Origin of the sequence: Streptococcus viridans (genome assembly GCF_900636365.1) — a bacterium.
Classification (GTDB): Bacteria; Bacillota; Bacilli; order Lactobacillales; family Streptococcaceae; genus Streptococcus; species Streptococcus viridans_A.
In genome coordinates this window covers 1405395-1417974 of record NZ_LR134266.1, presented here as the reverse complement: position 1 = coordinate 1417974, position 12580 = coordinate 1405395, and the positions used below count along the sequence as shown (strand labels likewise).

Genomic DNA, 12580 nt, shown 5'->3' with positions numbered 1-12580 from the left:
TGATTTTAGTTCATACCGTTTTATTGTTGCTATAGATCAGATGAAGAGACTGATCGTCATAATGAGGTAAAGGAAGAAGGTAGTGAGGAAGCCTGCTCGCCAAAAGTACTTAAAAAATTTCGGATAGTAAAAACTACGTCTCTTTTTCAAAAAATAAATGGTTAAGCCAATAGCTAAAAGGGACAAGGCCAATAACAATTGTGGCAACAAATTATGATAGTAAGCCGCATCTGAAATTAAATAGTATTCTAGCGCAAAAAGAGGAAAAGCCAGGTCGGCAAAATTCAAGCCATAACGTCGCAGTTTAAAGACTCGAATAATAATCCCACTGAGAATCAGGGTCAAAAAAATAAATACAAGGGAAGCAACTTTTATTAACATACCTCCATTTTATCACAAAAGTAAAAAAAAGTGTGATGGAAATGAAATTTTTTCTTGCATTCGGAAGAAAATAGTGTATAATAGAAAGGTATGCGCAGAGCATACTTGTGGGAGGTAAAAATCTGTAATTACCGCCAAAACCACAAAGGAGGATTTAAGAAATGGCTAAAAAAGTCGAAAAACTTGTAAAATTGCAAATCCCTGCTGGTAAAGCTACTCCAGCTCCACCGGTTGGACCAGCACTTGGTCAAGCAGGTATCAACATCATGGGATTCACTAAAGAGTTTAACGCTCGTACAGCTGACCAAGCTGGTATGATTATCCCAGTTGTGATCACTGTTTATGAAGATAAATCATTTGATTTCGTTACAAAAACACCACCAGCTGCTGTTCTTTTGAAAAAAGCTGCAGGTGTTGAAAAAGGATCAGGTACACCTAACAAAACGAAAGTTGCAACAGTTACTCGTGCACAAGTACAAGAAATTGCTGAAACTAAGATGCCAGATTTGAACGCTGCAAACATTGAGTCTGCAATGCGTATGATCGAAGGTACTGCTCGTTCTATGGGATTCACTGTTACTGACTAATTGTAACAATCCTATTTGCCCGCAATACACTTGATCATGAGACGAGTGACGTGGGAGATGAAAATCGATATGACCACATTACAAGGAGAAAGATAAAATGGCTAAAAAAAGCAAACAACTTCGTGCTGCACTTGAAAAAATCGACAGCACAAAAGCATACAGCGTAGAAGAAGCTGTAGCTCTTGCAAAAGAAACTAACTTTGCAAAATTTGACGCAACTGTAGAAGTTGCTTACAACTTGAACATCGACGTGAAAAAAGCTGACCAACAAATCCGTGGTGCAATGGTATTGCCAAACGGAACTGGTAAAACTGCTCGCGTTCTTGTATTTGCACGTGGTGCAAAAGCTGAAGAAGCAAAAGCAGCTGGTGCAGACTTCGTAGGTGAAGATGACCTTGTTGCGAAAATCAACGATGGTTGGTTGGACTTCGATGTAGTTATCGCTACACCTGACATGATGGCTCTTGTTGGACGTCTTGGACGTGTCCTTGGACCACGTAACTTGATGCCAAACCCTAAAACTGGTACTGTAACAATGGATGTTGCAAAAGCAGTTGAAGAGTCTAAAGGTGGTAAAATCACTTACCGTGCAGACCGTGCAGGTATCGTTCAAGCCATCATCGGTAAAGTGTCATTTGACGCTGATAAATTGGTTGAAAACTTCAAAGCTTTCAACGATGTTATCCAAAAAGCAAAACCAGCTACAGCTAAAGGTACTTACGTAACTAGCTTGACTTTGACTACAACTCAAGGTCCTGGTATCAAAGTGGATGTTAACTCACTTTAATTAGAAATCAAAGCTACCTTCGGGTAGCTTTTTTGTTCGTTTGAATGATTTAGAAGGTTCTAACTTGATGATAAATTCGATAGATATTAAAACGCTTGCATAAGTACAGGAAAAGGGTATAATATAGTTGAAAAACAAAAAAAAGGAGAATCAAATGATTTTTAAACGTTCAAACGGAGAATTCCGTGAAACTGATCGAGTGACTCGTTTCAAATTGATCAAGTCGGGTAAGAATTGGTTGCGTGCAGCTACTTCAAACTTTGGTTTGCTCAAAGTGATTCGTGGTCAAGTCGAAGAGACAGTTGTAGCTGAGGTGCGTGAAGATGCTGTTTCTGCTAAGAGCCGTCATCTCTTAAAAGGGATCGTAGTGGCAGCAGCAGTTCTAAGTGCTACCACAGTTGCAAATACTACCTTTGCGGATGAAGTAGGAAACGAAGTAGTTTCTTCCTCTACAGCAGTGAGTGCTCCATCCGTTTCAACTGAAGCAGCTTCATTAACTGAAGAAGCTTCTAAAGAAGTCTCAGCCCCTCAAAATGAAACTGCTACAGAAACAAAACCTTCAGTAGCAAGCTCATCTGAAGTGGTCGAAAGTGCTGTAGCATCGGATGATAAAGCAATCTTGGAACAAAATGCTTCTGAAGCAGCTTTATTGAATCAAATAGCAGAAAAATATGCTTCAACCCATCAAAATGAAGAGCAGAAAGCTGCTATCAAAGAGGCTGTTGCAAAAGTTCAAGCTGAATTGCCAACAAAAGAAGCTTCGAGCAATTCTGAAGTAAAACCACAATCATATGCTGAACAACGAGAACGCTTGAACAAGTCAGTAGATGACATGATGGTAACCCTGAAGGCGGCAGGTTTCAAAGGAAATACAACTGTTAATGGCGCACCAGCAGTTTCTGCTCAGTTGGATGCTCTTTCAACTTCAACTACTCTGACAGCACCATCTGTTTCTCCAATAATGGATGAACCAAATGGAGCTTCAATTGAGGATCCAGCATGGAACAATGCAAATTATCAATTGGATCCAAATGCAGATCGCTATACTTATTCTATTTGGGATCTTCAAAACTGGCAAGGTGCAGCTAATCAAGGTGGTGTTACCTATAACAATGGTGGCTATTATGTAACCTTCTCAGTAGATCGCTCTACTGTAGGAACGACAAAGACGCCAACAGTTCATGCTCGTTTAGTAGAAAAAGCGACGGGTAAAGAAGTGGAAGCATTGGATATGACTGCCAATTCAACGTTCCAATTTAGCACCTTGGTGAAAGAAAATCCTACTTATGCCCCTCAATTTGATTATACTACTGGGGAATCTTCGCAAATTCTAGGAACTTGGACCAATAACCGTGAAGCTGGTCCAACTTCTGATGATAAATATAAACACCACATTCTTCAAATTCGTGATACGGTTAAACCAGGAAATGTTGGAGAAACAAAACCAAATGTTCAAACAGTTATCCCAATTGAAAAAGTAACCCATACTACCCACTATAAAGTGGAAGGTACGAATGAAGAATTAGCTTCCTACAGCCAGACAGGTATTGAAAGCCAGGACTACAAGGCATCTAATCCGCGTTCATTTGAAGGCTACGAGTTCGTACGTACGGATGCTGAAAAGGATATGGCAGGTTCTCTAGGCGGTGTCGGAGCTAAATACCTAGAACTCCAAGGTGGACGTGCTCACTACTATGTCAAACGGATTGTAGAGCAAGTCGATAAAGACGGTACATCAGTTGTCAAATTGTACGCTTTAGACCCATCAAAAGTGGCCTCGTATAATCCATCTACAGATGTAAATACGCTTGACTTAACCAACTATACACTATTGTATACCTCAGATCCTGTTAAGCCAGGAGGCAAGCCAACCCCTGCTGGAACAGCAACTGAACCTAAAGAGGTCGGATATGTTGACAGTAAGGATGGAAAATACCATCTTAAAGTAGCAACTTATACGGATGGTGGAAATGGGAATGTGCGCTTGAGTGGTTGGTACAATAAAGCTACAGGGGATGCCTTTACCGATTCACCGCAATTCTCAGCGGATGTAGACCCTGTTCGAAACAACACTTCTAATATCATTGGTGGGAACACACCAGGGGATAAAGCGTCTGGATATCCATCATTCTTTAATAACTATTCTCTTCCATCTATTAAAGAAATTTCTACGGATGTAACGCACTACTACCGTAAAACAGATGAAAAAGGAAATGTCTTCGTTCACTATAAAGATACTGAAGGTAATACTATCAAAGATTCAGTAAAAGATGAAGATCAACAGCCAGTTAACAAACACTATGACACAGTTGAAGACAACCGCCCACAAACAATAGAAAAAGCTGGCAAAACCTATGAATTGGTACCAGCAGGTAACTACACAGTTGGTGAAGTAGATGACCAAGGACACCTCAAGTCTTCAGACCCTACAACTGGAGAAGTTGCTAAAGAAGATAAGAATATTACCTACATCTACAAATTGAAAGAAGAACCTAAGGGTAACGTCTATGTTCACTATGTGGATACAGAAGGCAAGACAATCAAGTCAGATGTGACCGACGAAGATGCCCAACCAGTGGACAAAGACTACGATACAGTAGTAGACAACCGCCCACAAGAGATTGAATTCGAAGGTAAGACCTATGAATTGGTAGCAGCGGGTAACTACACAGTAGGTGAAGTGGATGATCAAGGTCACCTCAAGTCTACTGATCCTACCACAGGTAAAGTCATCGAAGGCGATAAGAATGTAACGTATGTATACAAACAAAAAGAAGAACCTAAGGGTAACGTCTATGTTCACTATGTGGATACAGAAGGCAAGACCATCAAGTCAGACGTGACCGATGAAGAAGCCCAACCAGTGGACAAAGACTACGATACAGTAGTAGACAACCGCCCACAAGAGATTGAATTCGAAGGTAAGACCTATGAATTGGTACCAGCTGGTAACTACAAAGTAGGTGAAGTGGATGACCAAGGTCACCTCAAGTCTACTGATCCTACCACAGGTAAAGTGATCGAAGGCGATAAGAATGTAACGTATGTATACAAACAAAAAGAAGAACCTAAGGGTAACGTCTATGTTCACTATGTGGATACAGAAGGCAAGACCATCAAGTCAGACGTGACCGATGAAGAAGCTCAACCAGTGGACAAAGACTACGATACAGTGGTAGACAACCGTCCACAAGAGATTGAATTTGAAGGCAAGACTTATGAATTGGTACCATCTGGTAACTACACAGTTGGTGAAGTGGATGACCAAGGTCACCTCAAGTCTACAGACCCTACTACAGGTAAAGTGATCGAAGGCGATAAGAACGTCACATATGTATACAAACTCAAAGAAACTCCAGCTGAACCTAAGGGTAACGTCTATGTTCACTATGTGGATACAGAAGGCAAGACCATCAAGTCAGATGTGACCGACGAAGAAGCTCAACCGGTGGACAAAGACTACGATACAGTGGTAGACAACCGCCCACAAGAGATTGAATTCGAAGGCAAGACCTATGAATTGGTACCAGCGGGTAACTATACAGTTGGTGAAGTAGATGACCAAGGTCACCTCAAGTCTACAGACCCTACCACAGGTAAAGTGATCGAAGGCGATAAGAATGTCACATATGTATACAAACTGAAGGAAACTCCAGCTGAGCCTAAGAAGGGTGAAGTCATCATCACATACGTAGACGAAAATGGTAAGGAAATCGAAAAACCTCGTCAAGATACACCAAATTCTCCATACGACACACCATATAACACCACTGAGGAAGGTGAAAAACCAAATACTATCAAGACACCAGATGGTAAGACCTATAAGATCGTACCGAAAGGGGACTACCCAGTAGGTAAAGTTGACGAAGATGGACACTTGGAAACATCTGATCCAATTAAAGGTAAAGTTGACAAACCTAAGTCAATCATCACTTACGTTTATAAAGAAGTGAAGGAAACCCCAGCTGAGCCTAAGGGTAACGTCTACGTACACTATGTAGATACAGAAGGTAAGACCATCAAGTCAGATGTGACTGACGAAGAAGCTCAACCAGTGGACAAAGACTACGATACAGTGGTAGACAACCGCCCACAAGAGATTGAGTTTGAAGGCAAGACTTATGAATTGGTACCAGCGGGTAACTACACAGTTGGTGAAGTGGATGACCAAGGTCACCTCAAGTCTACAGACCCTACTACAGGTAAAGTGATCGAAGGTGATAAGAATGTCACATATGTATACAAACTGAAGGAAATTCCAGCTGAGCCTAAGAAGGGTGAAGTCATCATCACATACGTAGACGAAAATGGTAAGGAAATCGAAAAACCTCGTCAAGATACACCAAACTCACCATATGACACACCATATAACACCACTGAGGAAGGTGAGAAACCAAATACTATCAAGACACCAGATGGTAAGACCTATAAGATCGTACCGAAAGGTGATTACCCAGTAGGTAAAGTTGATGAAGATGGACACTTGGAATCATCTGATCCAGTTAAAGGTAAAGTTGACAAACCAAAATCAACCATCACTTACGTCTATAAAGAAGTGAAGGAAACCCCAGCTGAGCCTAAGGGTAACGTCTATGTTCACTATGTGGATACAGAAGGCAAGACAATCAAGGAAGATGTTACTGACGAAAAAGCTCAACCAGTAGACAAAGACTACGACACAGTTGTAGACAACCGTCCACAAGAGATTGAATTCGAAGGCAAGACTTACGAATTGGTACCAGCTGGTAACTACACAGTAGGTGAAGTTGATAAAGAAGGTCACTTGAAGTCAACAGACCCAACAACTGGTAAAGTGATTGAAGGCGATAAGAATGTCACTTATGTATACAAACTGAAGGAAACTCCAGACAAACCTGTAGAACCAACTCCAGACAAACCTGTAGAACCAACTCCAGACAAGCCTGTAGAACCAACTCCAGACAAGCCTGTAGAACCAACTCCAGACAAACCTGTAGAACCAACTCCAGACAAGCCTGTAGAGCCAACTCCAGACAAACCTGTAGAGCCAACTCCAGACAAGCCTGTAGAGCCAACTCCAGATAAGCCTGTAGAGCCAACTCCAGATAAACCAGTAGAGCCAACTCCAGATAAGCCAGTAGAGCCAACTCCAGATAAGCCAGTAGAGCCAACTCCAGACAAACCTGTAGAGCCAACTCCAGACAAGCCAGTGAATCCAACACCAGATAAGCCAGTGGATCCAACACCAGGTAAACCAGTGGATCCAACACCAGGTAAACCAGTGGATCCAACACCAGGTAAACCAGTGGATCCAACACCAGGTAAACCAGTGAATCCAACACCAGGTAAACCAGTGGACCCAACATCAGGTAAACCAGTAGAGTCAACACCAGCTAAAGAACAACTTCCAAATACTGGTGAAACTACATCTGTCGGATCAACTGTACTCGGACTAGTTGCAGGACTTGTAGGATTGGCAGCACTTGGACGTCGTAAAGAGGAAGACGAAAAATAATTCTTCTTCCTTTGGTGAATGATTGATTTGGCTTCATTCAAAACGGCAGTTCTAATTGGTGACTAGAATAGGCCTTAAAGCCTTGAAAAAGGGGATGATCACTCCCCTTTTTCAACTAGTCATACACCTAACTAAGAAGCATTAAATTGATATAAAACGAGCCTCCCACCATAAACAGTTTAAAAGTTTTATACTGTTTATCTAAAAAAAGGGGGCTCTTTTCTTATAATCAAGAAAGTAAATGCAAGTTTAAATTACTTATTTGAAATTAAATATTATAGTAGCAGCTAACCTGATTCAGAGTGATAATCATCTGGAAAAGATCATATGATTGTTGATGAACTGATGATTGATAAAAGCGACAATCCTTAAATCACATATGTAAAAAAGTTTCATTACCTAAATCTAGGTCCTTTAGAAAAAGTAGGATAAAAATGAATATCTTTTCAGTGGATAAGTTAAAATTTTTTTGATAGATATTACTATATAAAAAACGCTTTTTGTGGTAAAATAATACAGATCATAAAAGGAGTGACAAAATGGTAGAACCTAAGTATAAACGTATTTTAATTAAGTTATCAGGTGAAGCGTTAGCCGGTGAACGGGGTGTCGGAATTGATATCAAAACGGTTCAAAAGATGGCCCTTGAAATCAAAGAAGTTCATGACCTTGGAATTGAAATTGCTCTCGTTATCGGTGGAGGAAATCTCTGGCGTGGAGAACCTGCGGCGGAAGCAGGTATGGATCGAGTTCAAGCAGATTACACTGGAATGCTTGGAACAGTTATGAATGCCTTGGTGATGGCGGATTCTCTTCAACAGGTTGGAGTAGATACGCGTGTCCAAACAGCGATTGCCATGCAACAAGTCGCTGAGCCTTATATCCGTGGCCGCGCCCTTCGTCACTTGGAAAAAGAGCGTATTGTTATCTTTGGTGCAGGCATTGGTTCTCCATACTTCTCAACGGATACAACGGCTGCTCTTCGTGCCGCTGAAATTGAAGCAGACGCAATCTTGATGGCTAAGAATGGTGTTGACGGCGTTTATAATGCTGATCCAAAGAAAGACAAGACAGCTGTGAAGTTTGAAGAATTAACTCACCGTGATGTCATCAACAAAGGCCTTCGTATCATGGATTCGACAGCATCGACCATCTCAATGGATAATGATATTGACTTAGTCGTTTTCAACATGAATGAGCCAGGTAACATCAAACGCGTTGTCTTTGGAGAAAATATCGGTACTACCGTTTCTAATAATGTAGAAAAATAAGGAAGTTAGAGGAATAAAATGGCAAATCCAATCGTAGAAAAAGCTAAAGAAAGAATGTCTCAGTCTCACCAAAGTTTGGGACGTGAATTTGGAAGTATCCGGGCAGGTCGTGCAAACGCAAGTCTCTTGGACCGTATCTATGTTCAATATTACGGAGTTGATACTCCATTGAATCAAATCGCATCTATCACGATTCCAGAAGCCCGTGTGATGTTGATCACGCCTTTTGACAAGTCTTCATTGAAAGATATTGAGCACGCTTTGAATGCTTCTGACCTTGGTATTACTCCGGCTAACGATGGTTCGGTCATTCGCTTGGTCATCCCAGCTTTGACAGAAGAAACCCGTCGTGACTTGGCCAAAGAAGTGAAAAAAGTTGGTGAAAATGCTAAGGTAGCGATCCGTAACATCCGTCGTGATGCTATGGATGAAGCTAAGAAACAAGAAAAAGCAAAAGAAATCACTGAAGATGAATTGAAGGGTCTTGAAAAAGAAATCCAAAAAGTAACGGATGATGCTGTGAAACATATCGATGAAATGACAGCTCACAAAGAAAAAGAATTGCTTGAAGTCTAATCATTTCCAGCAGTTTACAGAGGAAATGAACTCAGTTGGCACTGCTGGCTGGGTTTTATTTCCATTAAGGGGCTATTGATCATCATTAGCTAGAAAGAAGGAAGAAATGAATACCAATCTCGCACATGATATCGTGGGCCTTGTTACGGATGAGAATGACCGTTTTTACTTTGTCCAAAAGGATGGGCAAACCTATGCCTTGGACAAGTCTGAAGGAGAGCATGCTCTTGGAGAGTCCGTCAAGGGCTTTGCCTATACGGATATGAAGCAACGTTTGCGCCTGACCACACTTGAAGTCACAGCTCGTCAGGACCAATTTGGTTGGGGGACAGTGACAGAAGTTCGTAAGGACCTGGGTGTTTTTGTCGATACTGGTCTACCTGACAAGGAGATTGTCGTCTCTCTGGATATTTTGCCTGAGATCAAGGAACTATGGCCTAAAAAAGGGGATAAACTTTTTGTTCGCCTGGAAGTCGATAAAAAAGACCGGATTTGGGGTGTCTTGGCCTACCAAGAAGACTTCCAACGGATTGCTCGTCCAGCCTACAACAATATGCAGAATCAGAACTGGCCGGCTATCGTCTATCGCTTAAAACTCTCAGGGACCTTTGTTTACTTACCTGAGAACAATATGTTAGGCTTTATCCATCCAAGTGAGCGCTTTGCCGAACCTCGTTTGGGACAAGTCCTAGATGCCCGGGTTATTGGTTTCCGAGAGGTGGATCGGACCTTGAATTTATCCTTGAAGCCACGCTCGTTTGAAATGCTGGAAAACGATGCACAGATGATTTTGGCATATTTAGAAAACAACGGAGGCTTTATGACCTTGAATGATAAGTCCTCCCCAGAAGATATTAAGGCAACCTTTGGCATTTCCAAGGGGCAGTTCAAAAAAGCTCTGGGAGGCTTGATGAAAGCAGGGAAAATCACACAGGATGCCTTTGGTACAGAATTAAAATAAGAGGAGTCCTATGCGAAAATCATTTTATACTTGGTTGATGACAGAGCGCAATCCCAAAAGCAATGCTCCCAAGGCTCTTCTGGCTGATTTGGCCTTTCATGAGACAGCCTTTCCAAAGCATACAGATGATTTTGATGAAGTCAGTCGCTTTCTGGAAGAGCATGCCAGTTTCTCCTTTAATCTAGGAGATTTTGATGCAATTTGGGAAGAATACCTAGGTCATTAAGTACAAGAGAATCAAAGTGGGCCGGGGATGGTCAATTCTCGGTCTCTTTGTTATAATAGAGAAAACTTACAGAAATAGAGAGGTTCTTTATTTGAAAGAACATTCAATTGATATTCAATTAAGTCATCCAGATGATCTCTTCCATCTATTTGGATCCAATGAACGTCACTTGCGTTTGATGGAGCAGGAGTTGGATGTGATCATCCATGCCCGAACAGAAATTGTCCAGGTCATCGGTCAAGAAGAAGATTGTGAAAAAGCCAGACAAGTTATTGAGGCTTTGCTTATCTTGGTGAATCGTGGCATGACTATCGGGACGCCGGATGTTGTAACAGCTATTCAAATGGTTCGTAATGATGAGTTGGATAAGTTCGTGGCCTTGTATGAAGAAGAAATCATCAAGGATAGCTACGGCAAGCCCATTCGGGTCAAAACGCTAGGTCAAAAGATTTATGTAGATAGTGTCAAGCACCATGATGTGACCTTCGGGATTGGACCAGCAGGGACTGGGAAGACCTTCTTGGCGGTAACTTTAGCCGTGACCGCCCTCAAGCGTGGTCAAGTCAAGCGCATTATTTTGACTCGCCCAGCCGTGGAAGCAGGAGAGAGCCTCGGTTTCCTTCCAGGGGATCTCAAGGAAAAGGTAGACCCTTATCTACGTCCAGTCTATGATGCCCTCTATCAAATCTTGGGCAAGGACCAGACCACTCGGATGATGGAGCGGGAGATTATTGAGATAGCTCCCTTAGCTTATATGCGGGGCCGGACCTTGGATGATGCCTTTGTCATTCTCGATGAAGCGCAAAATACAACCATCATGCAGATGAAGATGTTCTTGACCCGTCTTGGTTTCAACTCCAAGATGATTGTCAATGGAGACACTAGCCAGATTGACCTTCCTCGAAATGTCAAATCCGGCTTAATTGATGCCCAGGAGAAGTTAAAAAATATTTCTCAGATTGATTTTGTGCACTTCTCTGCTAAGGATGTTGTTCGCCATCCTGTTGTAGCAGAAATTATCAGGGCCTACGAGCCCCTCCCAAATCCAGTGCTCAAAGAAAAACTGGATGTGGAAGAAGAAACGGAATAAAAAAAGAGGCAAAGATCAGAGGATCTTTGCCTTAAATTGACGATAATTCTTTGAATATATGATAGTTTAAACCAATTCGTCGATTGGAGTGAAGTCGCGTTCTAGACCTTCTGAAACTGGTTGGCTTGTGATATGGCCTTGGTAAGTAGTGACCCCTTGGCGCAAGCCTTCATCAAGTGCGATGGCCTTATGGAAGCCTTTGTCAGCCAAAGCTTCTACATAAGGAAGGGTTACATTGGTAAGGGCGATAGTAGAAGTGCGAGCGACAGCCCCTGGGATATTAGCAACGGCATAGTGGAGCACACCATGTTTTTCGTAAACAGGCTCCGTATGCGTTGTCACACGGTCTGCTGTTTCGATAACACCACCTTGGTCAACTGCAACGTCGACGATGACGGAACCTGGACGCATTTGTTTGACCATATCGTCTGTTACTAATTTAGGAGCTTTAGCCCCAGGAATCAAGACAGCCCCGATGACAACATCGGCATCACGGACACTGGCTTCGATATTAAATGGGTTGGACATGAGGGTTTGGATTTGATGACCGAAGACATCTTCTAGGACAGACAAGCGTTTGGCGCTGATATCCAAGATGGTGACTTGGGCACCGAGTCCAAGAGCGATACGAGCAGCATGGGTTCCAACGACCCCGCCTCCGATGATAGTGACTTTTCCTTTTGGAACACCAGGTACACCACCTAGGAGGACGCCTGAACCTCCTTCCTGTTTGGTCAAGAAGTGAGCCCCGATTTGCACGGCCATCCGTCCAGCGACCTCACTCATTGGGACCAAGAGTGGTAATTGTCCTTCAAGGTCTCGCACTGTTTCGTAAGCTACACCAGTTGTCTTAGCAGCGACCATGGCATCTGCTAATTCAGGAGCAGCAGCCATGTGCAAGTAGGTGAAGAGCAAGAGGTCTTCACGAAGGAAGCCGTATTCTTCAGCGAGGGGTTCCTTTACTTTAACTACCAATTCAGCGGCCCAAGCCTCTGCAGCGGTTGCGACAATGGTCGCTCCTTGTTTGCTGTAATCTTCATCAGCAAAGCCAGAACCAAGTCCAGCATTTGTTTCCACCAAAACTTGATGGCCCTTTCCAACCAAGCTGTGTACGCCTGCAGGTGTCAAACCGACACGATTTTCATTGTTTTTAATTTCTTTTGGAATACCGATTAACATGTTTATTTCTCCTTGCTTAGATATAAGT

General features: G+C 42.4%; 10 protein-coding genes. 8 read left to right on the top strand and 2 right to left on the bottom strand.

The window, feature by feature from the left end; all coding sequences use genetic code 11:
- Positions 1 to 36: 36 nt before the first annotated feature.
- On the bottom strand, positions 37 to 381 hold the full coding sequence (locus EL081_RS07405; protein WP_126404650.1) for a DUF3397 family protein: 345 nt from the start codon (positions 379 to 381) through the stop codon (positions 37 to 39).
- Between the two features lie 161 nt (positions 382 to 542).
- Here EL081_RS07405 and rplK point away from each other — a divergent pair, with 161 nt between their 5' ends.
- From rplK to EL081_RS07355, 8 genes are all read left to right on the top strand, one after another.
- Positions 543 to 968, top strand: a complete 426-nt coding sequence (gene rplK, locus EL081_RS07400) for a 50S ribosomal protein L11 (RefSeq protein WP_006595850.1) — start codon at positions 543 to 545, stop codon at positions 966 to 968.
- A 97-nt stretch (positions 969 to 1065) separates the two neighbouring features.
- A complete protein-coding gene (gene rplA, locus EL081_RS07395; RefSeq protein ID WP_006595851.1) occupies positions 1066 to 1755 on the top strand; it encodes a 50S ribosomal protein L1 in 690 nt (229 codons plus the stop codon).
- A gap of 154 nt (positions 1756 to 1909) precedes the next feature.
- Positions 1910 to 7249, top strand: coding sequence for an accessory Sec-dependent serine-rich glycoprotein adhesin (locus EL081_RS10150; protein WP_232011388.1), 5340 nt, complete (start codon positions 1910 to 1912; stop codon positions 7247 to 7249).
- A 539-nt stretch (positions 7250 to 7788) separates the two neighbouring features.
- A complete protein-coding gene (gene pyrH, locus EL081_RS07375) occupies positions 7789 to 8520 on the top strand; it encodes a UMP kinase (RefSeq protein ID WP_006595852.1) in 732 nt (243 codons plus the stop codon).
- 18 nt (positions 8521 to 8538) lie between these two features.
- Entirely contained in the window at positions 8539 to 9096 is a 558-nt protein-coding gene (gene frr, locus EL081_RS07370) for a ribosome recycling factor (protein WP_006595853.1), read from the top strand.
- Positions 9097 to 9202: 106 nt separating this feature from the next.
- Positions 9203 to 10057: an RNA-binding virulence regulatory protein CvfB gene (gene cvfB / locus EL081_RS07365; RefSeq protein WP_126404649.1), complete on the top strand. Its 855-nt coding sequence runs from the start codon at positions 9203 to 9205 to the stop codon at positions 10055 to 10057.
- A gap of 10 nt (positions 10058 to 10067) precedes the next feature.
- Positions 10068 to 10283, top strand: coding sequence for a YozE family protein (locus EL081_RS07360; RefSeq protein WP_023023987.1), 216 nt, complete (start codon positions 10068 to 10070; stop codon positions 10281 to 10283).
- A gap of 91 nt (positions 10284 to 10374) precedes the next feature.
- Positions 10375 to 11373: a PhoH family protein gene (locus tag EL081_RS07355; RefSeq protein WP_185946450.1), complete on the top strand. Its 999-nt coding sequence runs from the start codon at positions 10375 to 10377 to the stop codon at positions 11371 to 11373.
- A 66-nt stretch (positions 11374 to 11439) separates the two neighbouring features.
- Here the strand turns inward: EL081_RS07355 and ald are convergent, their stop codons facing one another.
- Positions 11440 to 12552: an alanine dehydrogenase gene (gene ald / locus EL081_RS07350; RefSeq protein ID WP_126404647.1), complete on the bottom strand. Its 1113-nt coding sequence runs from the start codon at positions 12550 to 12552 to the stop codon at positions 11440 to 11442.
- Positions 12553 to 12580 lie beyond the last annotated feature (28 nt).

What these genes read in the sequence shown, in the direction of transcription:
- EL081_RS07405 (WP_126404650.1), bottom strand. Translation starts at nt 381, where the DNA reads ATGTTAATAAAAGTTGCTTCCCTTGTATTTATTTTTTTGACCCTGATT.
- rplK (WP_006595850.1), top strand. Translation starts at nt 543, where the DNA reads ATGGCTAAAAAAGTCGAAAAACTTGTAAAATTGCAAATCCCTGCTGGT.
- rplA (WP_006595851.1), top strand. Translation starts at nt 1,066, where the DNA reads ATGGCTAAAAAAAGCAAACAACTTCGTGCTGCACTTGAAAAAATCGAC.
- EL081_RS10150 (WP_232011388.1), top strand. Translation starts at nt 1,910, where the DNA reads ATGATTTTTAAACGTTCAAACGGAGAATTCCGTGAAACTGATCGAGTG.
- pyrH (WP_006595852.1), top strand. Translation starts at nt 7,789, where the DNA reads ATGGTAGAACCTAAGTATAAACGTATTTTAATTAAGTTATCAGGTGAA.
- frr (WP_006595853.1), top strand. Translation starts at nt 8,539, where the DNA reads ATGGCAAATCCAATCGTAGAAAAAGCTAAAGAAAGAATGTCTCAGTCT.
- cvfB (WP_126404649.1), top strand. Translation starts at nt 9,203, where the DNA reads ATGAATACCAATCTCGCACATGATATCGTGGGCCTTGTTACGGATGAG.
- EL081_RS07360 (WP_023023987.1), top strand. Translation starts at nt 10,068, where the DNA reads ATGCGAAAATCATTTTATACTTGGTTGATGACAGAGCGCAATCCCAAA.
- ald (WP_126404647.1), bottom strand. Translation starts at nt 12,552, where the DNA reads ATGTTAATCGGTATTCCAAAAGAAATTAAAAACAATGAAAATCGTGTC.